The 22716-nt window shown below is 73.3% G+C and carries 16 protein-coding genes; 5 read left to right on the forward strand and 11 right to left on the reverse strand.

Features of this window, described 5'->3' with window-relative positions; all coding sequences use genetic code 11:
* The first annotated feature begins 28 nt into the window (after nt 1–28).
* Nucleotides 29–2290, forward strand: coding sequence for an RICIN domain-containing protein (locus C4U44_RS22285; RefSeq protein WP_407642873.1), 2262 nt, complete (start codon nt 29–31; stop codon nt 2288–2290).
* Nucleotides 2291–2456: 166 nt separating this feature from the next.
* On the opposite strand, the gene fdhD is transcribed toward C4U44_RS22285, so the two are convergent.
* The 5 genes from fdhD to C4U44_RS22310 are packed head-to-tail and all read right to left on the reverse strand — an operon-like array spanning nt 2457 to nt 9087.
* Entirely contained in the window at nt 2457–3305 is an 849-nt protein-coding gene (gene fdhD / locus C4U44_RS22290) for a formate dehydrogenase accessory sulfurtransferase FdhD (protein ID WP_103887726.1), read from the reverse strand.
* A 6-nt stretch (nt 3306–3311) separates the two neighbouring features.
* A complete protein-coding gene (locus C4U44_RS22295) occupies nt 3312–4175 on the reverse strand; it encodes a 2Fe-2S iron-sulfur cluster-binding protein (RefSeq protein WP_103887727.1) in 864 nt (287 codons plus the stop codon).
* Nucleotides 4172–6145: an NAD(P)H-dependent oxidoreductase subunit E gene (locus C4U44_RS22300; protein ID WP_103887728.1), complete on the reverse strand. Its 1974-nt coding sequence runs from the start codon at nt 6143–6145 to the stop codon at nt 4172–4174. Before C4U44_RS22300 ends, C4U44_RS22295 begins: the two co-directional genes overlap by 4 nt.
* A gap of 6 nt (nt 6146–6151) precedes the next feature.
* The gene (locus C4U44_RS22305; RefSeq protein WP_265737337.1) at nt 6152–8110 is read right to left on the reverse strand and encodes a molybdopterin oxidoreductase family protein; all 1959 of its coding nucleotides are present in this window, start codon (nt 8108–8110) and stop codon (nt 6152–6154) included.
* Nucleotides 8107–9087 carry a 2-dehydropantoate 2-reductase gene (locus C4U44_RS22310; RefSeq protein WP_103887729.1) on the reverse strand — a complete coding sequence of 327 codons (981 nt, stop codon included), beginning with the start codon at nt 9085–9087 and terminating at the stop codon, nt 8107–8109. The genes C4U44_RS22305 and C4U44_RS22310 overlap by 4 nt, the downstream gene beginning before the upstream one ends.
* Before the next feature lie 216 nt (nt 9088–9303).
* Between C4U44_RS22310 and C4U44_RS22315 the strand changes: the two genes are divergently transcribed.
* Nucleotides 9304–10665, forward strand: coding sequence for a molybdopterin molybdotransferase MoeA (locus tag C4U44_RS22315; protein WP_103887730.1), 1362 nt, complete (start codon nt 9304–9306; stop codon nt 10663–10665).
* A 193-nt stretch (nt 10666–10858) separates the two neighbouring features.
* Nucleotides 10859–11557 carry a GntR family transcriptional regulator gene (locus C4U44_RS22320; RefSeq protein ID WP_103887731.1) on the forward strand — a complete coding sequence of 233 codons (699 nt, stop codon included), beginning with the start codon at nt 10859–10861 and terminating at the stop codon, nt 11555–11557.
* A gap of 96 nt (nt 11558–11653) precedes the next feature.
* On the opposite strand, the gene C4U44_RS22325 is transcribed toward C4U44_RS22320, so the two are convergent.
* The 4 genes from C4U44_RS22325 to C4U44_RS22340 all read right to left on the reverse strand — a co-directional run bounded on the left by C4U44_RS22325 (nt 11654) and on the right by C4U44_RS22340 (nt 18381).
* Entirely contained in the window at nt 11654–13042 is a 1389-nt protein-coding gene (locus C4U44_RS22325) for an OFA family MFS transporter (protein WP_103887732.1), read from the reverse strand.
* A gap of 135 nt (nt 13043–13177) precedes the next feature.
* Complete coding sequence (locus tag C4U44_RS22330; protein WP_103887733.1) at nt 13178–15337, reverse strand: acetate--CoA ligase family protein; 2160 nt, start codon at nt 15335–15337, stop codon at nt 13178–13180.
* 1 nt (nt 15338) lies between these two features.
* Nucleotides 15339–16625 (reverse strand): formyl-CoA transferase, encoded by a 1287-nt coding sequence (frc, locus tag C4U44_RS22335; protein WP_103887734.1) that lies wholly within the window; start codon nt 16623–16625, stop codon nt 15339–15341.
* A 13-nt stretch (nt 16626–16638) separates the two neighbouring features.
* A complete protein-coding gene (locus C4U44_RS22340) occupies nt 16639–18381 on the reverse strand; it encodes a thiamine pyrophosphate-binding protein (protein WP_103887735.1) in 1743 nt (580 codons plus the stop codon).
* Between the two features lie 172 nt (nt 18382–18553).
* Between C4U44_RS22340 and sucC the strand changes: the two genes are divergently transcribed.
* Both sucC and sucD read left to right on the forward strand, forming a co-directional pair.
* Nucleotides 18554–19771: an ADP-forming succinate--CoA ligase subunit beta gene (gene sucC / locus C4U44_RS22345; protein WP_103887736.1), complete on the forward strand. Its 1218-nt coding sequence runs from the start codon at nt 18554–18556 to the stop codon at nt 19769–19771.
* Nucleotide 19772: 1 nt separating this feature from the next.
* Nucleotides 19773–20654: a succinate--CoA ligase subunit alpha gene (gene sucD, locus C4U44_RS22350; protein WP_103887737.1), complete on the forward strand. Its 882-nt coding sequence runs from the start codon at nt 19773–19775 to the stop codon at nt 20652–20654.
* 111 nt (nt 20655–20765) lie between these two features.
* Here sucD and C4U44_RS22355 read toward each other — a convergent pair whose 3' ends face one another.
* Entirely contained in the window at nt 20766–21881 is a 1116-nt protein-coding gene (locus C4U44_RS22355; protein WP_103887738.1) for a Gfo/Idh/MocA family protein, read from the reverse strand.
* Nucleotides 21878–22627 (reverse strand): sugar phosphate isomerase/epimerase family protein, encoded by a 750-nt coding sequence (locus C4U44_RS22360; protein ID WP_103887739.1) that lies wholly within the window; start codon nt 22625–22627, stop codon nt 21878–21880. Before C4U44_RS22360 ends, C4U44_RS22355 begins: the two co-directional genes overlap by 4 nt.
* Nucleotides 22628–22716: the final 89 nt, after the last annotated feature.

Consider the following 22716-nt stretch of genomic DNA (forward strand, 5'->3'; position numbering starts at 1 on the left):
ACCCCACAACGCGACCGAGGAGCCACGCGTGAGCCAGGTTTCCACCGAGCCCGCCCGCACCCAGCGTCACCGCAGACGAACGGCCGTCCTCGCGGCGGCCCTCCTGCTCCCGGCGAGCGCCGGAATCGCACTGGTCAGCGCCGGCGGCGCCAGCGGCGCCGCCGCCGCACTCCCGACCGCACCGGTCACCGTCACCGACGTGGGCAGCGGCAAGTGCGTCGACGCACGTGCCGCCGCCACCGCCAACGGCACCGCCGTCCAGCAGTACGCCTGCAACGGAACGGCCGCCCAGACCTGGCAGTTCACCGCCACCGACTCCGGCTACTACCGGATCGGCGTCGGCTCCGCTCCCGACCAGGTGTGGGACGAGACCGACACCTCCACCGCCGACGGCGCCCTCACCCAGCTGTGGCTGTACGGCGGCGGCGCCAACCAGCAGTGGCTGCCCGTCGCGGAGTCCGGCGGGTCCTACCACTTCGTCAACCGCAACAGCGGCAAGTGCCTCGACGTGCCCAGCGCCTCGACCGCCGACAGCGTCCAGTTGCAGCAGTACACCTGCAACGGCACCGCCGCGCAGTCCTTCGACCTCGGCGGCGACAGCACCACCCCGCCGACCAGCCCGCCCGCCGGCACCCCGGACTTCGGGCCCAACGTCACCGTCTTCGACCCGTCGATGTCGGCGTCCAGCATCCAGTCGAAGATCAACTCGGTGTACAGCGCGCAGGTCGGCAACGAGTTCGGCACCCAGCGCAACGCCCTGCTCTTCGCCCCCGGCACCTACAACGTCGACGTCCCGGTCGGGTACTACACCCAGGTCGCCGGCCTCGGCCTGTCGCCGGACCAGGTCAACATCACCGGTGGCGGCGTGCACGTGTCCGGCCACACCAGCGACGGCAACGCCACCCAGATCTTCTGGCGCGACGCGGAGAACATGTCGGTCACCCCCAGCTCCGGCAGCACCATGTGGGCCGCCTCCCAGGCCGACCCCTTCCGCCGGATGGACGTGCACGGCGGCATGCTGCTGTACGACAACACGCACGGCACCTCCAGCAACTGGTCCAGCGGCGGCTACGTGGGCGACTCCCGGATCTCGGGCACCATCACCTCCGGCACGCAGCAGCAGTACCTCACCAAGGACACCGCGATGGGCGGCTGGTCCGGCAGCAACTGGAACATGGTCTTCGTCGGCGACACCGGCGCCCCGTCGACCACCTTCCCCAACCCGCCCGACACGGCGGTCGCCCAGGCGCCCGTCACCCGCGAGAAGCCGTTCCTCTACGAGGACTCCTCCGGCGCCTGGCAGGTCTTCCGCCCCGCCCTGCGGACCAACGCCCAGGGGCCGGACTGGACCGGCGGCACCGCCGCGGGGACCTCGATCCCGATCGACCAGTTCTACATCGTGAAGTCCGGTGACACCGCCGACACCATGAACGCGGCGCTGGCGGCGGGCAAGAACCTGCTCATCACGCCCGGCGTCTACCACCTGTCGTCCGCGCTGAACATCACCCGCCCCGACACCGTCGTGCTCGGGATGGGCCTGGCCACGCTGGTGCCGGACAACGGGGCCACCGCGGTCACCACCGCGGACGTCGACGGCATCGACATCGCCGGCCTGCTGATCAGCGCGAACACCACCAACTCGGCCACCCTCATGCAGGTCGGCCCGACCGGGTCCACGGCGAGCCACGCCACCGACCCGACCGCGCTGCAGGACGTGTTCTTCCGGGTCGGCGGCGACATCGCCGGCAAGGCCACCACGACCCTGGTGATCAACAGCGCGAACGTCATCGGCGACGACCTGTGGCTGTGGCGCGGCGACCACTCCAACGGCGTCGGCTGGTCGGTCAACCCGGCCCAGCAGGGCCTGGTCGTCAACGGCGCGAACGCCACCATCTACGGCCTGGCCGTGGAGCACTACGAGAAGTACCAGACCACCTGGAACGCCAACGGCGGACGGGTGTACTTCTACCAGAGCGAGACACCCTACGACGTGCCCGACCAGGCCAGTTGGACCACCAGCGGCGGTGATCTCGGCTACGCCTCCTACAAGGTCGCCAACACCGTGACCACGCACGAGGCATGGGGCGTCGGCATCTACGCCTACCTGCGCGACCACCCCAACCTGGTCCTGGGGCACGCCATCGAGACGCCCACCACGTCGGGCGTGAAGTTCCACGACATGGTCACCACGGTCCTCGGCGGGGCCGGCAACATCAACCACATCATCGACAACAGCGGCGGTGCCGTCACCGCTGGTCACACCGTCGAGGATCTCGTCAGCTATCCCTAGACGGGCCTGCCTCGGCAGCTGAAGAACCTCGCCTCGGTAGCTCTCGAGCCGAAGGGCCCGCCGGTGTCGAAAGGGCCCGGAGGCGGGAGAGCGGCAAAAAGCGGAGGGGCCGGCCGGCCCAGGGGGCGCAACCCGCCGGCCGGCCCCTCACCCGTGCAGCGGGTGGTCAGGCCGTCGCCTGCAGGGCGACCCGCTGCTCACCCGCGTACACGTTCATGGAGTCCCCGCGCAGGAAGCCGATCAGGGTCAGCCCGGTCTCCCGGGCCAGGTCGACCGCGAGCGAGGACGGCGCCGACACGGCGGCCAGCACCGGGATGCCGGCCATCACCGCCTTCTGCGCGAGCTCGAAGGAGGCGCGGCCCGACACCATCAGGACCTGGTCGCCGAGCGGGAGCCGGCCGTCCCGCAGCGCCCGTCCGACCAGCTTGTCGACCGCGTTGTGCCGCCCCACGTCCTCCCGGATGTCGAGGAGTTCACCGCGCGCGGTGAACAGCGCCGCCGCGTGCAGGCCCCCCGTCCGCTCGAAGACCGCCTGGGCGGCCCGCAGCCGGTCGGGGAGCGCGCCGAGGACCGCGGTGTCCAGCCGGACCGGGGGAGCGTCGGGCGTGCCGCCCACCGGCCAGCGGGCCGTGGTGCGCACCGCGTCCAGGCTGGCCTTGCCGCACAGCCCGCACGAGGACGTGGTGTAGACGTTCCGTTCGAGGGTGATGTCCGGCAGCGGCACCCCGGGCGCCAGCACGACGTCCACCACGTTGTAGGTGTTGGAGCCCTCCGCGGTGGCGCCGGCGCAGTACACCACCGATGCCACCTCGCCGGCCGCGCCCAGCACGCCCTCGCTCACCAGGAAGCCCGTCGCCAGGTCGAAGTCGTCGCCCGGGGTGCGCATGGTGATGGCCAGCGGCCGGCCGCCCAGCCGTATCTCCAGCGGCTCCTCGGCGACCAGGGTGTCCGCCCGGTGCCCGGCGGTGGCGCCGCGTACCCGCAGCACCCGGCGCCGCTCGGTGACCCGTCCCATCGCTGCCTACTCCCTGTTCTGGACGTGCTGGAAGCCGAACCGGCCCTTGACGCACAGGTTTCCGTGCGTGACCGGGTTGTCGTGCGGCGAGCCGACCTTGACGATCTCGTCGCCCTGGACGTGCAGCGTGAGGTTGCAGCCCACCCCGCAGTACGCGCAGATCGTGGTGGTCCGGGTCTGCGCCGACTCGTCCCAGGTGCCGGCCGCGCGCATGTCGAACTCGGACTTGAAGCTGAGCGCGCCGGTCGGGCAGACCTCGATGCAGTTGCCGCAGTAGACGCAGGCGGAGTCCGTCAGCGGGGCGTCGTGCTCCACCGAGACGGTGTTGTCGAAGCCGCGGCCGGCGACCGCGATCGCGAAGGTGTTCTGCCACTGGTCGCCGCACGCGTCCACGCACTTGTAGCACATGATGCACTTGCCGTAGTCGCGCACGTACAGCTCGTTGTCCACCTTGGGCTCCTGGCCCGCGCGGGTCGCCGCGTCCGGGCCGAACCGGTCCGGCCGGGCGCCGTACTCCCGGATCCAGCCGGCGACGTGGGGCGTGGTCGACAGGTCCGTGGAGGAGGCGAGGAGTTCGAGCACCAGCTTGCGGCTGTGCCGCACCCGGGCGCCGCCGGTGCGGACCTCCATGCCCGGGTCGACGCGGCGCGAGCAGGCGGGCGCCAGGGTGCGGGCGCCCTCGACCTCCACCACGCAGACCCGGCAGGCGTTCTTCGGGGTGAGCGTGTCGCCGTGGCAGAGCGTGGGTATTTCCGTGCCTTCCGCCCGGCACGCGTCGAGCACCGTGGCGCCCTCCGGGACCCGCACCTGCCGGCCGTCCAGTGTGAACTCCACCAGCCGACGCGGCAGTTGCAAGGGGATCGCGGTCATACGGAGCCTCCGTCCACAGGGTGTTCCGGCCCGCCCGCCGCGGGCAGGCCGTCCGCGGGCAGGTCGCCCGCGTACACGCCGAGGCGGTCGATCGCGGACTCGACCGCGTTCCAGGCGGTCTGCCCGAGCCCGCAGATCGACGCGTCCCGCATCGCCGCCCCCACCTCGCGCAGCAGCGCGACGTCCCCCGCGGCGTCCGCTTCCGTCCGGGCCGGTCGGGCGAGCCGGTGCAGCGCCTCCTCCTGGCGTACGGTGCCGACCCGGCAGGGCACGCACTGGCCGCACGACTCGTCGCGGAAGAACTCCGCGATCCGCAGCAGCGTGCGCGGCAGTTCCACCGAGTCGTCGAGCAGCAGCACCACGCCCGAGCCCAGCGTCGCGCCCGCCTCCCGGGTGCCCTCGAAGGTCAGCGGGATCTCCAGCTCGTCGGGCCGTACGAACGCCCCCGCGGCGCCGCCGAGCAGGACCGCCCGCAGCCGGCGGCCCTCCGGTACGCCGCCGGACAGCTCCACCAGGTCGCGCAGCCGGGCCCCGAAGGGGAGTTCGTACACGCCCGGGCGGCGGACCGTGCCCGACACGCAGAACAGCTTGGTGCCGGTGGAGCCCGCGGTGCCCACCGCGGCGTACGCGGCCGCGCCCCGTTCCAGGATCGGCAGCACGTTGACGAGGGTCTCGACGTTGTTGACGGCGGTCGGTCGGTCGAACAGGCCGCGCTCGACGGGGAACGGCGGCTTGCTGCGGGGTTCGCCGCGCATCCCCTCGATCGAGTTGAAGATCGCGGTCTCCTCGCCGCACACGTACGCGCCCGCGCCGCGACGGATCTCGATGTCGAAGGCGTAGCCCTGGCCGAGGACGTCGTCCCCGAGCAGCCCGCGCGTCCTGGCCCGGCCGATCGCGTGCTCCATCCGGCGCAGCGCGCGCGGGTACTCCCCGCGCAGGTACAGGTAGCCGCGGTGCGCGCCGACCGCGTACCCCGCGATCGTCATCGCCTCCACCAGCGCGTACGGGTCCCCTTCCATCAGCACCCGGTCCTTGAAGGTGCCCGGCTCGCTCTCGTCGGCGTTGCACACCAGGTAGTGGGTGCGCTCCGGCTGGCGGGCCGTCGCCTCCCACTTGCGGCCGGTCGGGAAGGCCGCCCCGCCGCGGCCGACCAGCCCGGCGTCGAGCACCTCCCGGATCACCCCGGCGGGTCCGAGCGCGAACGCCCGGCGCAGCGCGGTGTACCCGCCGAGGGCGCGGTAGCCGTCCAGGCTCTCCGGGTCCGCCCGGCCGATCCGGCGCAGCAGCACCAGGCCGTCGCCGCCCGCCTGCGGTACGGCGTTCTCGGCGGGCGGTTCGCCGGGCGCCGCGCAGGGCGCGGCAGCCGCGAGTTCCGCGGTGCCGGCCGTGGCCGGTCCGACCACGGCGGTGCCGTACGCGCGGGGCGCGTCCGCAAGGTGCGCTACGGCGTGCGCGCCGTCCTGGTCCCTCGGGACGCCCGCCTGGACGGCGAGGGCGGCGGGCGCGCGCTCGCACAGGCCGAGGCACGGGCTGGGCTGCCAGCGCACGCCGCCCGACGTGGCGCCGGCCGGCCCGAGCAGTCCCTCCAGGGACGCCGTGAGGGCGGCCGCCCCGCGTGCGGCGCAGGCCAGATCGGTGCACACGTGCAGGACGCGGGCGGGACGCGGCCGCAGCGCGAACATGGCGTAGAAGGAGGCCACGCCGTAGCCCTCCGCGGGCGCCACCGTCAGGCGGCGGCAGACGTAGTCGAGCGCGCCCTCGCTGATCCAGCCGATCCGGTCGTTGACCGCGTGCAGCGCGGGCAGCAGCCGGTCGCGCCGGCCGCGCGCGGCGTGGCCGCCGCGCGACGACCGCAGGTCCGCGGCGGTGCGGGCGCCGCCCTCCCAGCCGTCCTCGGGCGGGCCCAGGCAGGCGTCGACGGCCTCGCGCTCCTCGTCGGTCGGCACGGCGCCGGTGAACCGCAGGTCCACGCCGGCTCACCTCGCCCCGGCGGGCGCGGCGATCCGGTCGATGCGGATCGCGGTCGCCTTGTACTCCGCGGTGCCCGCGATCGGGTCGGTCGCCTCGATGGTCAGCTGGTTGGTGTCGACCTCGTCCGGGAAGTGCATCGTCATGAACGCCAGCCCCGGCCGCAGTCCCGGGTCGATCCACACCGGCGCGGTGACGGAGCCGCGGCGCGAGCTGATCCGCACCACCTCGCCGGCCGCCAGGCCGTGCGCGGCGGCGTCCTCGGGCGACAGCTCGATGTTCTCCCCGCGCCGGAGCGGCGAGGCGAACCCGCCGGACTGCACACCGGTGTTGTAGGAGTCCAGCCGGCGGCCGGTGGTGAGCCGGATCGGGTAGGTCCCGTCCACCAGATCCACCGGCGGGTCGTGCTTGACCGGGCCGAACGGCGCGGGCCGGCCGCGCAGTCGGGGATCATCCGACCACAACCTGCCGTGCAGGTAGGTCGGTCCGACCTCCTCGGTGCTCGGGCAGGGCCACTGGAGCCCCTGGTGCTCCGCGAGCCGGTCGTAGGTCATCCCGTGGTGGTCGGGGGAGAGCGCGCGCAGCTCGTTCCACACCTCCTCGGCGCCGGCGTACGTCCAGGGGTGGCCGAGCCGCGCCGCGAGGTCGCACAGGATCGCGATGTCGTCGCGGGCCTCGCCGGGCGGGGGCACCGCCCGGCGCACCCGCTGGACCCGCCGCTCGCTGTTGGTCGCGGTGCCGTCGCTCTCGCACCAGGCGGCGGCGGCCGGCAGCACCACGTCCGCCAGCTCCGCCGTCCTGGTGAGGAAGATGTCCTGCACCACGAAGTGGTCCAGGGCCCTGAGCCGTTCGACGGTGTGCTCGCAGTCCGCCTCGGACTGGGCGGGGTTCTCGCCGATGCAGTACACCGCCTTGAGCGTGCCGCGCTCGATCGCGTCGAGCATGCGGGTGAGGTTCAGCCCGTGCCGGGGCTGGATCACGGTGTCCCAGGACGCCTCGAAGCGGGCGCGCACGCCGGGGTCGAGGATGTCCTGGAAGCCCGGCAGCCGGTCGGGGATCGCGCCCATGTCGCCGCCGCCCTGCACGTTGTTCTGGCCGCGCAGCGGCTGGAGGCCCGAGCCGTGGCGGCCCACGTGGCCGGTGAGCAGCGAGAGGTTGATCAGGGCGCGCACGTTGTCGGTCGCGTTGTGGTGCTCGGTGATGCCCAGCGTCCAGCACAACTGGGCGCGTTCGGCGGTGGCGTAGGCGTGCGCCAGTTCGCGGACGGCCTGCGCGGGGACCCCGGTGACCTGCTCCGCGGTGTCGAGCGTCCAGGGTTCGACCTCGGCGGCGAACTCCTCGTACCCGGTGGTGGCGCGCGCCACGAACGACCGGTTGACCAGCCCGGCGTGGATGATCTCGCGGGCCATCGCGTGGGCCAGCGGGATGTCGGTCCCGACGTTGAGGCCGAGCCAGCGGTCGGCCCACTGGGCGGTGCTGGTGCGGCGCGGGTCGACGGCGAACATCCGGGCGCCGTTCCTGATCCCCTTGAGCACGTGCTGGAAGAAGATCGGGTGCGCGAAGCGGGCGTTGGAGCCCCACATCACGATCAGGTCGGTGTCCTCGACCTCCTGGTACGACGAGGTGCCACCGCCGGAGCCGAAGACCGCGGACAGCCCGGCGACGCTGGGGGCGTGGCAGGTGCGGTTGCAGGAGTCGACGTTGTTGGTGCCCATCACGACGCGGGTGAACTTCTGCGCCACGTAGTTCATCTCGTTGGTGGAGCGGGCGCAGGAGAACATCCCGAAGGCGTCGGGGCCGTACCGGTCGCGGGTGGCGGCGAAGCCGCGGGCGGCGGCGTCCAGCGCGACGTCCCAGCTGGTCTCGTGCAGCAGCCCGTCCCGGCCGCGGACCATCGGGCGGGTGATGCGGGTGTACGGTTCGGCGGGCCCGCTGCCACGGCGCCCCTTGCGACGGTGGTCGTTCACTTCAGGCTCCTCGACGTGGTGCGGTTGAGCAGGTCGGCGACCGCGTGGATCGCGCGCAGGGTCGGGACGTCGGTGCCGGTCAGGTCGGCGAGCTCGACGACGGCGGCGAGCAGCACGTCGAGTTCGAGCGGCCGGCCGCGCTCCAGGTCCTGGAGGGTGGAGGTCTTGTGCTCGCCGACCCGTTCGGCGCCGGCCAGCCGCCGCTCGATGGAGATCCGCGGTGTGCTGCCCAGGCAGGCGGCGACCTCGAGCGTCTCGCGCATCATCGCGGTGACCAGGGTGCGGGTGTCCGGGTGCCGGCAGATCTCCGCCATGGTCGCGCGGGCGAGCGCGCTGATCGGGTTGAAGGAGATGTTGCCGAGCAGCTTGATCCAGATGTCGTCGCGCAGGTCGGTCTCGACCGGGCACTTGAGCCCGCCGGCCCGCATGGCCTCGCTGAACTCCAGGCAGCGCCGGGAGACGGTCCGGTCCGGCTCGCCGATGGAGAACCGGGTCCCCTCCAAGTGCCGTACGACGCCCGGGGCTTCGATCTCGGTGGCCGCGTAGACCACGCAGCCGATGGCGCGTTCGGGAGGGAGCGTGGCCGAGACGGCGCCGCCCGGGTCGACGCTCTCCAGGCGGTGGCCGGTGTGCCGTCCGGGCAGGCCGTGGAAGTACCACCACGGGATGCCGTTCTGGGCGGCGACGACCGCGGTGCGCTCGTGCAGCAGCGGATGGACCAGCGGCCCGCTGGCGGCGTAGGAGTTCGCCTTCAGGCCGAGGAACACGTAGTCCACCGGGCCGACGTCGGCGGGGTCGGAGGTGGCCCGCGGATGGACGGTGAAGTCGCCGCGCGGGCTCAGCACGCGGACGCCGTGCTCGCGCAGCGCGGACAGGTGGGGGCCGCGGGCGATGAGGTGCACCTCGGCGCCCGCGCGATGGAGGGAGGCCCCGACGAAGGCGCCGATCGCTCCGGCGCCGACAACAGCGACTTTCACAGGTGGCTCCGTTTCCGTAGGTGAGGAGCTCTCTTGCGGTCGACAGAATATTGTCTACAGTATTCTTTTACGGGGGGTCAAGACGTCTGCAGCAGGAGCCGATCCGGTGGTGCGGACGGCGAACCAGGCGCGTGTGCGAGCAAGCTGATCGACCGTCAGAGATCCGGCGTTCGCTGGGGACCGCCCCGGTGGCCGCCACCGTTACCAGGAGGCGCGATGGGTACGGCAGGGCTGCGGCACGGCGCACGCGACGAGCGGGAGGCGGGCGGGCGCCCACGGCCGGGCGCCGCGGTGCCGTGGGAGGAGGCGCGGCGGGCGGCGACGGAGGCAGCCGTGCCCCTGCCGGCGCGGGAGGTGCCGCTGAAGCGGGCGCGCGGGCGGGCGCTGGCCGCCCCGCTGATCGCGTCGCTGCCCCACCCCGCCTTCGACACCGCGGCGATGGACGGCTACGCGGTGGCCGGCGACCCGCCGTGGACCGTCGTCGGCCGGGTGCCGGCCGGTCGCGAGCCCGGCACCGGCGCACCCCTCGCTCCGGGGCGGGCCGTCGAGATCGCCACCGGGGCACCCACCCCGCCGGGCACCCTCGCCGTCCTGCCCTACGAGCTGTCCGACCGCGACGGCGGCACCCTGCGCCCCGCCCGGGGCGGCGCGGGCTGCGACGGGCCGGGAGCCGGCCGCGCGGACGCCGAGGGAGGGCGGCTCCCGGCCGGCCGGAACGTCCGGCGGCGGGGGGAGGAGTGCCCGGCCGGGTGCGAAGTGCTGCCCGCCGGCGCCCTGGTGACGCCCGCGGTGCTCGGCCTCGCCGCGTCGCTCGGCCACGACGTGCTGCCGGTGCACGGCTGCCCGCGGGTCGCCGTCGTGGTGACCGGGGACGAACTGGTCCGGGCCGGGCTGCCACCGGCCGGCCGGGTCCGCGACGCCCTCGGACCGCTGCTGCCCGGACTCGTCGAGTGGGCCGGCGGCCGGCCGCTCCCGCTCACCTGCCTCCCCGACGGCCGCGGCCCCCTCGTCGCCGAACTCGCCCGCGCGGCGGGCCCGTCCGGGGCGGGCTCGGGCTCGGGCCCGGGGGAGCCGTGGCCCGGGGAACGGGCCGCCGGGTGGGCGCGCGGCGCGAGCGGTGCGGACGTGGTCGTCGTGTGCGGCGCCTCCTCCCGCGGACCGGCCGACCATCTGCGGCCCGCGCTGCGGGAGTTGGGCGCCGAGTTCACCGTGGACGCGGTCGCCTGCCGCCCCGGGCACCCGCAACTGCTGGCGCGGCTGCCCGGCGGCCCCTTCGTCGTCGGGCTGCCGGGCAACCCGTACGCGGCGCTGGCCGCCGCCCTGACGCTGCTCGTGCCCCTGCTCGGCGGCCTGTCCGGACGTGCCGTCCCCGTCCATCCCCGCGCCCGCCTGACCGCGGCGCCCCGGATCGACGCGGTGCGCACCCGGCTGGTTCCGGTGACGGTGCAGGGCTGCACGGCCACGCCCGTCGGCCACGACCGTCCCGCCCTGCTCTGGGGCGCGTCCCTCGCGGACGCGCTCGCCGTCGTCCCCCCAGGCGGCGCGCCCGCCGTCGAGCTGCTCCCGTTGCCGCGCTGAACCGGCGGCCGAAGCGGTGGTGCCGGCCGGGGAGTTGGGCAGGGAGTCGGGTGGAGAGCCGGTGAGCGGGCGGCGGGCCGGCGGTGTGAAGAGGGTCACCCGGGCGGATGCTGGGCGCGGGCCAGGTGTACTCAGTAGACTGTAGACGATAGCCAATAGACCGCCTGGTGCGCGGCCGAAGAGGGGGAAGCCGATGCTGTCCGCCGGACTGCCGCAGGGCTCCGTGCCGAAGCTGGAGCGGCCCGGACCGCTGCGCGAGCGGGTGTACGAAGCGCTACTCGAACTCATCACCTCCCGCGCCCTGCGCCCCGGCCAGCACCTGGTCGAGACCGAGCTCGCCGGCCACCTCGGCGTCTCCCGCCAGCCGGTCCGCGAGGCCCTGCAGCGGCTGAGCACCGAGGGATGGGTCGATCTTCGGCCCGCCCAGGGCGCCTTCGTGCACGAGCCGACCGAGGACGAGGCGGACCAGCTGCTGGTCGTGCGCGCGCTGCTGGAGACGGAAGCGGCCCGCCTCGCCGCTGGCAACGTGTCGCGCAAGGGCGTCGAGCAGCTCAAGGAGCTGTGCGTGGTCGGCGAGGACGCCGTCCGCGCCGACGACGTGGACGCGGTGGTCGCCGCCAACGCGGCCTTCCACGCGGAGGTGATGGCGCAGGCGGGCAACGCGGTGCTGGCCGAACTCGCCGCCCAGGTCGACCAGCGCGTCCGCTGGTACTACACCCCGGTCGCCCGCAGCCGGGGCATGCAGTCCTGGCGCGAGCACCGCGAGCTGATCGAGGCCGTCGCCGCGGGGGACGAGGCCGCGGCCACCCGCGTCATGCGCGCCCACACCGAGCACACCCGCGCGTCGTACCACGACCGGGCCGACCGTACGGACCGGCCCGCGGGCGCCTGACACGGCCTGGGCCCCACCCGGAGGTGGGGAGCCGGGCGGCTGCGCCCGCTCCGGGAGGTGCCGTGCGGCCGGCCGTCGTGCGGCCGGCCGCCCGCCTCACGTCATCTCGCGGCTGATCGGCCGCGGGTTGGGCTCGATGTCCTTCAGCGACCGGCGCCCCGGCTGCCGCAGCAGCAGCGCCAGCGCCGCCGAACCGAGCCCGATGCAGCCCGCGAGCGTGTACGCCCCGTGGTAGCCCCAGGCGTTGATCACGATACTGCCGAGCCCCGCGCCGGCCAGACCGCTGACCAGCTTGGAGCTGTAGACCACGCCGTAGTTCGACGCGTTGTTGTTCTCGCCGAAGTAGTCCGGGACCAGTGCCGCGAACATCGGGAAGAACCCGCCGCTGCCGAAGCCCGAGACGAAGGCGAAGATCAGGAACCACGCCTCGCTGTGCGCCTCGCCGGCCCACAGCACGCCGAACTGCGCGAGCCCCTCGATCACCAGCACGCCCACCAGCGTCTGCTTGCGGCCGAGCCGGTCGGAGACCCAGCCGGTGGCCGCCCGCCCGACACCGTTGACCAGGCTCAGGATGCCCGCCGACGACGCGGCGACCAGCGGCCCGAAGCCGTTGTCCTTGGCGAACGGCACCTGGAAGGAGATGCCGAAGATGGACACGCCGGCGATCATCAGCATCGAGATCCACATGAGCGGCAGCATGCCGGTCCTGATCGCCTCCCTCGTCTCGTACTGCTTGACCGCGGGCGGGTTCTTGGCCAGCGACGGGTTGGAGCCGCGGTTGCGGCTGAACGCGATCGGATCGACCTCCGCCGGCCACCAGTTCTTCGGCGGGTCCTTGAAGAACCACCCGCAGACGAAGACCACCAGCAGCACGTAGATCCCGACGAGGTCGAGCACCTCGTGGTAGTTCCCGGCGTCGAAGTGGTAGGTGAAGATGAAGATCAGCGGCACCGAACCGTAGGCGAAACCGCCGTTGACGAAGCCGGTGACCCCGCCCTTGCGCTCCGGGAACCACTTGCCGACGATGTTGATGCAGGTCGAGTAGACCATGCCGGCGCCGGTGCCGCCGAGCACCCCGAAGCCGCCGATGGCGACCACCAGGTTCGGCGCGTGGCTCAGCGCCACGAATCCGAGGCCGGCCAGGACCGCGCCGCTCATGGTGGCCTGACGCGGGCTCAGCAGCCCGAGTTCCCGCAGCCGGCCGGTCGGGTAGGACACGGCGGCCTGGAAGACCGTCCATATGCCCAGCAGCCAGAAGGTGTTGGTGCTGGTCCAGCTGTGCACCGAGGACAGGGTGTCCTCGGCGGAACCGTAGGCGTACTCCGCGACGCTGATGCCGAACATGGCGGCCCAGGGCAGCCACACCATCAGCGAGCGCGGACCGCGCAGGATGCTCCGGGGGCTCTCGCCGACCCGGTACACCCGCCCGTTGCCGTCGGTGACCTCTCTGTACGGTAGTGATTCAGTGGCAGACGTCGTTGTCATCTCACTCCCCTTGCGCGAAGAGACTGGCCAGCGCCCCCTGGACGTTCTCCTGTGTGCTGTCGGGGCGGGACCGGCCGCGCGGCTCGCACGGCCGGCCCCGTCGTCACCTGTGTGCCGCGGGCCCGGCGGACCGGGTCAGTCCAGCAGCCCCGCCGCGCGCGCCCACCGGTACTTCGCGCCGAGCGCCGCCACCGGCTCCTCGGTGCTGTACGGGTAGGCGACCACGCCGTGGGCGAAGAGGTGGGCCGCGGCCCGCTCCACCTCGGTGTCGCCCGCCAGGGACGCCACCACGGGCTTGTCGATGCCCGCCGCCCGGGCCTCCGCCACCACGCGCGCGGTGAGTTCGGCGAACACCATCGGCGGCGTGACGATGGTGTGCCAGTAGCCGAGCACCAGCGCGTGCACCCGCGGATCGTGCAGCGCCAGCCGGATCGTCGCCTCGTAGGTGGCGGGCGGTTCGCCGCCGGTGATGTCGATCGGGTTCCCGGCCGCGCCGAAGGGCGGGATGTGCCGCATGAACGCCGCGTCCAGGTCCGGCGGGATGTCCATCAGGGTCAGGCCGTTGTCGACGCACGCGTCCGACAGCAGCACCCCCGAGCCGCCCGCCCCGGTGATGATCACCACGTTGTCGCCGCGCGGGGTCGGCAGCACCGGCAGCGCCCGGGCGTACTCCAGCATGTCCTTCAGCCCCGGCGCCCTGATCACGCCGGCCTGCCGCAGGATGTCGTCGTACACCTTGTCGTCGCCGGCCAGCGCGCCGGTGTGCGAGCCGGCGGCCCGGGCGCCCGCCTCGGTACGGCCCGCCTTGAGCACCACGATCGGCTTCTTCTTCACCGTCTCGCGGGCCGCCTCCACGAAGGCGCGGCCGTCCTTGAGGTCCTCCAGATGCATCGCGATGCACGCGGTGTGCTCGTCCTCGCCGAAGTAGACCAGCAGGTCGTCCTCGTCGACGTCGGACTTGTTGCCCAGGCCCACGATCGCCGACACCCCGGTCCCGGTGGTGCGGGCGAACCCCAGGATGGCCATGCCGATCCCGCCGGACTGCGAGCTGAGCGCCACCGGGCCCTTCACGTCGTACGGGGTGCAGAACGTCGCGCACAGGTCCTGCCAGGGCGAGTAGTAGCCGTAGATGTTCGGGCCCAGTACCCGGATGCCGAACTCCTGGGCCACCGCGACGACTTCGTCCTGCAGCGCCTGCTCGCCGGTCTCCGCGAAGCCCGACGGGATGAGCACCGCGGTCGGGATGCCCTTGCGGCCGACCTCGCGCAGCGCGGCCGCCACGAACCGCGCCGGGATCGCGAACACCGCCACGTCGACGTCCCCCGGCACGTCCAGCACCGAGCGGTACGCCTTGCGGCCGAGGATGTCGTCGGCCTTCGGGTTGACCGGGTGGATGTCGCCGGCGAAGCCGCCGTCCACCAGGTTGCGCATCACCGAGTTGCCGATCTTCCCGATCTCCTCGGAGGCGCCGATCACCGCCACCGAGCGCGGCCGCATCAGCCGGTTCATCGAGGCGAGGATCTCCGCGCGGGAGAACTTCGGCCGCACCACCGCGGTGCCCTCGGCGAGGATGATCCGGATGTCCGCGGCCGGCGCGCCCTCGGGCGTGGCGATCACCGGGTTGAGGTCCACCTCGGCCATCTCCGGGAAGTCGGTGACCAGCCGGGACACCCGGCGGATCTGCTCGGCCAGCGCCCGCCGGTCCACCGCGGGCGCGCCGCGCACGCCGCGCAGCACCTGCGCGGCCCGCACGGAGTCCAGCATCGAGTCGGCCTCGTCCGCACTGACCGGCGCGAGCCGGAAGGTGACGTCCTTCAGCACCTCTACCAGCACGCCGCCCAGGCCGAAAGCGACGACCTTGCCGAACGTCGGGTCGGTGACGGCGCCGACGATCACCTCCTGGCCCGGCGGCAGCATCTGCTGCACCTGCACGCCCTCGATCCGGGCGCCGGGGTCGTGGCGCCGCACGCTCGCCACGATCCGGTGGAACGCGGCCCGCACGTCCGCGGCGCCGGTCAGGCCCACCTCGACCCCGCCCGCCTCCGACTTGTGCAGGATGTCCGGCGAGACGATCTTCAGCACCACCGGGCCGCCGAACCGGTCGGCGAGCGCCACCGCCTCGTCCACGTCCTCCGCCAGCCCCTCGCCGGGCGTGGTGATGCCGTACGCGTCGGCGACCAGCTTGCCCTCCGGGGCGGTCAGCGCCGAGCGCCCGTCGGCGCGGACCGCGCGCAGCACCGCCGCCACCGCCTGCCGGGCCCGCCGCGCCTCGGGGGTGTCCTCGGGGGTCGCCATCTCAGATCACCCCGCTCGACTTCAGCAGCGGCAACTCGTCTGCGGAAAGGCCGAGTTCGGTCACGTAGATCTCCTCGTTGTGCTCGCCGAGCAGGGGCGAGCGGCGGACCGGGACGGTGGAGTCGGACATCTTCAGCGGGCTGCCGACGGTGACGTACGAGCCGCGCTGGGGGTGCTCGACCTCGACCACGATCCCGTTCTCGCGCAGGCTGGGGTCCTCGATGATCTCCTTCGTGGACAGGATCGGCCCGCAGGGGATGTCGTGGGCGTTCAGCGCCTCCAGCACCTGCCACTTGGGCAGGGTGGACGTCCACTCCTCGATCAGCTGGAACATCTTGCCGAGCTTGGGCAGCCGCGCCTCGGGGGTGGCCCAGTCGGGGTCGTCGGCCAGCTCGGGCCGGCCGATCAGCGCGGTGAGCGGCGCCCAGCCGACCGGCTGCACGATCACGTACACGTAGTCGTTGGGGCCGCCGGGCGCGCACCGCACCGCCCAGCCGGGCTGCCCGCCGCCCGACGCGTTCCCCGAGCGCGGCACCTCGTCCCCGAAGTCCTCGTTCGGGTACTCCGGCAACGGGCCGTGCGCCAGCCGCTGCTGGTCGCGCAGCTTGACCCGGCAGAGGTTCAGCACGGAGTGCTGCATCGCCACCTTCACCCGCTGGCCGCGGCCGGTACGGGTGCGCTGCAGCAGCGCGGCCAGCACCGCCGCCACCAGGTGCATGCCGGTGCCGGAGTCGCCGATCTGCGCGCCGGTCGCCATCGGCGGGCCGTCCTCGAAGCCGGTGGTCGCCATCGAGCCGCCCATCGCCTGCGCCACCACCTCGTACGCCTTGAAGGCGGTGTACGGGCCCTCGCCGAAGCCCTTGATGGAGGCGTACACGAGCCGTGGGTTGATCTCGCGCACCCGCTCCCAGGTGAAGCCCATCCGGTCCACCGCGCCCGGGCCGAAGTTCTCCACCAGCACGTCGGAGCGGCGGATCAGCTCGGTGAGCAGCTCCTTGCCGCGCGCGGACTTGGTGTTGAGGGTGATGCTGCGCTTGTTGCCGTTGAGCATTGTGAAGTAGAGGCTGTCGGCGTCCGGTACGTCGCGCAGCTGACGGCGGGTGATGTCGCCGCCGGGCGCTTCGAGTTTGACGACGTCGGCGCCGAGCCAGGCGAGGATCTGGGTCGCGGACGGGCCGGACTGGACGTGGGTCATGTCGAGGACGCGGATGCCCTCGAGTGCCGCGGCGGGCGCGGCCGGGACGGGTGCGTGCGGTGCCGCGGATGCTCCGGGGGTCGTGGGTGCCATGGCAGGGCCTCCCTCACTTGTACATGGTCTGGTTCATCGTTCCTGGGGCGTACGCGTCGGGGTCGACCCATACGTTGACCAGCGACGGCTTGCCCGACTCGCGGGCGCGGCGCAGCGCGGGGCCGATGTCGGCGGGGTCGCGGACCTCCTCGCCGTAGCCGCCGAGCATCCGGGCGAACCGGTCGTAGGGCACGTCGCCGAGGGTGTTGCCGACCCGCTCGCGGGCGGCGCCGTACTTCTGGGCCTGGCCGTAGCGGATCTGGTTCATCGAGGAGTTGTTGCCGACCACGCCGACGAACGGCAGGTCGTAGCGGACCAGCGTCTCGAAGTCCCAGCCGGTGAGGCTGAAGGCGCCGTCGCCGAAGAGCGCGACGACCTCCTTGTCGGGCCGGGCCTGCTTGGCGGCCAGCACGAACGGGATGCCGACGCCGAGGGTGCCCAGCGGGCCGGGGTCCATCCAGTGGCCGGGGGACTTGGGCTGCACGACCTGGCCGGAGAAGGTGACGATGTCGCCGCCGTCGCCGATGTAGATCGAGTCCTCGGTGAGGAAGTCGTTGATCTCGCTGACCAGCCGGTAGGGGTGGATCGGCGAGGCGTCGGAGCGCAGCTGCGGCAGCCGTTTGGCCAGCGCCTTCGCCTCGACGGCGCGCAGCTCGTCCAGCCACTCCTTGCGCCGGGCCGCACCGCCGTTGATCCGGCCCGAGGCGGCGTCGGTGACCGCGGCGAGGATCCGGCCGGGGTCGCCGACCAGGCCGAGGTCGATGTCGCGGTTCTTGCCGACGGTGCGGTAGTCCAGGTCGATCTGGACCACCTTCGCGGTCGGCGAGAGCCGCTTGCCGTAACCCATCCGGAAGTCGAAGGGGGTGCCGACGATGACGATCACGTCGGCCTCGGTGAAGGCGTGCCGGCGGGAGAGCTGGAAGTGGTGCGGGTCGCCGGGCGGCAGGGTGCCCCGCCCCGCGCCGTTCATGTAGGCGGGCACGTTGAGGGTGCGCACCAGCTCGACGGCCGCGTCGGTCGCGCGGCTGGTCCACACCTGGCTGCCGAGCAGCACCGCGGGTTTCTCGGCGTGCACCAGCAGGTCGGCGAGGGCCTCGATGTCGTCGGGGTCGCCGCCGGAGCGGGTCGAGGCCCGGTAGCGTCCCGCGGCCGGGATCCGGGCCCGGTCCGCGGGGACCTTGGCGTCCAGCACGTCGCGCGGGATCTCCAGGAAGGACGGTCCCGGCGCGCCGTGGTAGCACTCCCGGAACGCCATCGACACCAGGTCGGCGACCCGGGTGGTATCGGGCACGGTCGCGGCGAACTTGGTGATCGGCGCCATCATGTCGACGTGCGGGAGGTCCTGGAGCGACCCCATCTTGTGCTGGCTGAGGGCTCCTTGGCCGCCGATGAGCAGCATCGGGCTCTCCGCGCGGTAGGCGTTGGCGACGCCGGTGACCGCGTCGGTGGTGCCGGGCCCGGCCGTCACCACGGCCACCCCGGGGCGGCCGGTCAGCCGCGCGTAGCCGTCGGCCGCGTGCGCGGCCACCTGCTCGTGCCTGACGTCGACGACTTCGATGCCCTCGTCCACGCAGCCGTCGTAGATGTCGATGATGTGCCCCCCGCAGAGGGTGTAGACGACGTCGACGCCCTCCGCCTTGAGCGCCTTGGCGACGAGGTGGCCGCCGGAGAGCGTCGGGGTCGTCGAGGGGCCTGGGCCGTCCGGGGTGCCGGGGGTGCCAGGGGCTCCGGAGGTGCTGGAAGTGCCGTCGGGCATGACGAGTTCAGTCCCTTCCACAAGGTGCCGCACGCGCTTCTGTACATTGCATACAGGACACGAATACTGTATGCAGAGTGTTATCCCGCATCGCCACGGTCGATGTCCAGGGGCGTGCACCGGCTTTCCCGTCAGACCCGTCAGTCCCGTTCCACCGGAAGGCGTGTAGACGATGGACCTTTTCGAGTACCAGGCACACGAACTCTTCGCCCGGCACGGCGTTCCCGTGCCCGCCGCGCACCTCGCCGACGACCCGGCGGCGGCCCGCACCGCCGCCCGCCGGCTCGGCGGCGCCGCCGTGGTCAAGGCGCAGGTCAAGGCCGGCGGGCGCGGCAAGGCCGGCGGGGTACGGCCGGCCGCCACTCCCGACGAGGCGCAGGCGCACGCCGCCGCCGTCCTCGCCCTGACCATCAAGGGCCACCCGGTGCGGCGCGTGCTGCTCGCCCAACCCGTCGAGATCGAGGCGGAGTTCTACGTCTCCTACCTCCTCGACCGGGCCGAGCGCACCTTCCTCGCGATCGCCTCCGCGGAGGGCGGCATGGACATCGAGGAGGTCGCCGCGACCCGCCCGGACGCCCTGGCCCGCATCCCCGTCGACGCCGAGGAGGGCGTCACCCCGCAGAAGGCCCGGCAGATCGCCGAGGCCGCCGGACTGCCCGCCGAGGCGGAACCCGTACTCGTCGCCCTGTGGCGGGTGTTCGTCGCCGAGGACGCCCTGCTGGTCGAGGTCAACCCGCTGGTGCGCACCGCCGGCGGCCGGGTGCTGGCCCTGGACGGCAAGATCACCCTGGACGACAACGCGGCCGTCCTGCACCCGGAACACGCCGCCTACGCCGAGCAGGACGGCGCCCCGGGCGGCGGCCTGGAGGCGGCCGCCCGCGCCAAGGGGCTGAACTACGTCAAGCTCGACGGGCGGGTGGGCGTGATCGGGAACGGCGCCGGGCTCGTGATGTCCACCCTCGACGTGGTCGCCCGCTGCGGCGCCGACCCGGCGAACTTCCTCGACATCGGCGGCGGCGCCTCCGCCCGCGTGATGGCCGACGGGCTCGGCGTCGTCCTGGGCGACCCCGACGTGCGGGCGGTGCTGGTCAACGTCTTCGGCGGCATCACCGCGTGCGACGCCGTCGCCGAGGGCATCGTGCAGGCCCTGGCCGAGGTCGAGTTGACCAAGCCGCTGGTGGTCCGCCTCGACGGCAACAACGCCGCGGCGGGCCGGGCGGTGCTGGCCGCGGCCGCGCACCCCCTGGTCACCCAGGCCGACACCATGGACGAAGCGGCCCGGCTCGCCGCCGACCTCGCCAACGCGGCGCCCGAACCGGCCGCGGACCCACCCGCCGGGACGACCGCCGGGTCACGACCCGTCCCCGCCGGCCGGCAGGGAGGGCGCTGACATGTCGATCCTCCTCCACCGCGAGAGCCGCATCCTGGTACAGGGCATGACCGGCTCCGAGGGCATGAAGCACACCCGCCGGATGATCGAGGCGGGCAGCACCGTCGTCGGCGGCGTCAACCCCCGCAAGGCGGGCACCCGCGCCTCCTTCGACGGCACCCGGGTCCCCGTCTTCGGTTCGGTGCGCGAGGGCGTCGACGCCACCGGCGCCGACGTCAGCGTCCTGTTCGTGCCGCCGCGCTTCGTCAAGGACGCCGTCGAGGAGGCCGTCGACGCCCGGGTGCCCCTCGTCGTCGTCATCACCGAGGGCGTGCCCGTGCACGACACGGTCTCCTTCCGCGCCCGCGCCCAGGCCGCCGGGGTCCGCCTCGTCGGCCCCAACTGCCCCGGCCTGATCAGCCCCGGGCGGTCGAACGCGGGCATCATCCCCGCCGACATCACCAAGCCGGGCCGGATCGGCCTGGTCTCGAAGTCCGGCACGCTGACCTACCAACTCATGTACGAGCTGAGGGACATCGGCTTCTCCACCGCGGTCGGTATCGGTGGCGACCCGGTCATCGGCACCACCCACATCGACGCGCTCGCCGCGTTCGAGGCCGACCCCGACACCGACCTGATCGTGATGATCGGCGAGATCGGCGGCGACGCCGAGGAGCGGGCCGCGGCCTTCATCGAGAAGAACGTGACCAAGCCGGTCGTCGGCTACGTCGCCGGCTTCACCGCGCCCGAGGGCAAGACCATGGGCCACGCCGGCGCCATCGTCTCCGGCTCCTCCGGCACCGCGCAGGCCAAGAAGGAGGCCCTGGAGGCCGCGGGCGTCAAGGTCGGCCGCACCCCCTCCGAGACCGCCCGGCTGGTCCGCGACCGGCTCACCGGCCGCTGAACGGACCGGAGGCGCACGGAAAAAGACCTGGCCGACCCATCCCCCCACGGGTGGGCCGGCCAGGCGTCCGGAAGGCCCTTGCCGGGCCTGCCGCGGTGACGGCGACGCAGGTCAGGTCAACGTCGCCGCCACCGGGTCCCAGTCGTCCGGAAGCGTCTCCACCTCCGGAGCGCGGGATTCGAGCTCCACGAAGCCGTGCCGCTCCGCGGAGTCCGTCACCGTGGCCATCAACTCCAGGACGTGCTGGGCCAGTTCACCCGACGCCCGGTGCGGCGCACCGGACCGGATGCCGCGCGCCATGTCCAGCACGCCGATCCCGCGGCCCGCCGTCGTCCCCTCCACCGGCAGGTCCCGCCAGTCCTCGTCGCCGAACCCGCGTATCTGGAGCGGCCCTTCGAAGGTGTTCGGGTCCGGCAGCGACAGCGTGCCCTCGGTGCCGGTCACCTCGATCATCCGCCGCGGCACGGACGAGTCGAAACTGAACGTCGCCGAGGTGCTCGGGCCCGCTGCGAAGTCCAGCAACGCGTGGACGTGCGTGGGCACTTCCACCGCGAACTCGGTTCCCGCCTTCGGACCCGAACCGATCACCCGGTGGGTGCGTGCCTGCCGCGCGCTCGCCGCGACCCGCACCACCGGCCCGAACAGGGCCACCAGCGCGGTCAGGTAGTACGGGCCGATGTCGAACAGCGGCCCGGCACCGTACTGGAACAGGAACTCCGGGCTGGGGTGCCAGCTCTCCGGGCCCGGCCCCTGCGTCACCGCGACCGCGCTGACCGGCTCGCCGATCAGCCCCGAGGCGACCGCCCGCGCGGCCGACTGGAGTCCCGCGCCCAGGAACGTGTCCGGCGCGCTGCCCACCCGCAGGCCCAGCGACTGCGCCTGCGCGAGGATCTTCGCCCCGTCCGAGGGCGCCAGCGCCAGCGGCTTCTCGCCGTAGACGTGCTTGCCCGCCTCCAGCGCGGCCGAGGCGATCTCGGCGTGCGCCGCCGGGATCGTCAGGTTGACCACGATCTCCACCTCGGGGATCGCCAGCGCCGACGCCACGTCGCCCGCGTGCGGGACCCCGTGTGCCGCTGCCTGCGCCCGGGCCCGCTCCACGTCCAGGTCCGCGACGGCCAGCACCCGCACGTCCGGGAACGTCGAGAGCGCCGTGAGGTACTGCGTGCTGATCACCCCCGCACCGACCAGCGCGACGCCGACCGGGCCGGAACCCGAACCGTTGGTCATGAAAGCCCCTCCTCCAGCGCCGTCAGGTAGGCGCGGCTGTCCGCGACGGCCTCGAAGATGTCGGTGGCGCAGGAGTCCAGCTCCACGATCCGCTGCGCGTCCGGCGCCGCCGCCAGGATCGACGGCACGTCGATCACGCCCTTGCCGACCGCGGTGTGCGGCTCGTCCTTCACCCCCGGGCCGTCCTTGACGTGCAGGGCCAGCACCCGGTCGCCCAACGCCCGCAGCAGCGCCGGGACATCGGCGCCGCCGACCTGCGCCCAGTAGGTGTCGACCTCCAGGAACACCTCCGGCGCCAGCTCGTCCGCCAGCACCTCCAGCGCGGTACGGCCCTCGAACCGCGGCTCGATCTCCCACCAGTGGTTGTGGTACCCGATCCTGATGCCGCGCTCGGCGGCCTTCGCGGCGAAGCCGTTGAGCAGGTCCGCGGTCCGGCGCAGGCCGTCGGCGGAGGTGAACTCGTCGTGGTCGATGCCGCCCGGGATGATCGCCAGGTCGGTGCCCACGGTGGCGACCGCGTCGAAGACCTCGCCGGCGTCCTTGTCGAACAGCGCGTAGGCGTGGGTGCTGGACACCCCGATGCCCAGGTCGTCGGCGAGCTTGCGGAAGCCGGCCGGGTCGGCGGTGGGGTCGTACGCCTCCACGGACCGGTAGCCGATCTCGGCGAGCCGGGTCAGCGTGCCGTCGCGGTCGGCGGCGATCTGGTCCCGGAGGGTGTAGAGCTGGATGCTCAAGGGTTTGGCCATCGAAGCGATGCCTCCTGGAAGTACTGCAGCGGGTGCGAGTGCGGGTGCGGGTGCGGGGGGATGCGGAGGTGCCGGCGGGTCGGTGCGGT

Origin of the sequence: Actinacidiphila yanglinensis, assembly GCF_900107965.1 — a bacterium.
Classification (GTDB): domain Bacteria; phylum Actinomycetota; class Actinomycetes; order Streptomycetales; family Streptomycetaceae; genus Actinacidiphila; species Actinacidiphila yanglinensis.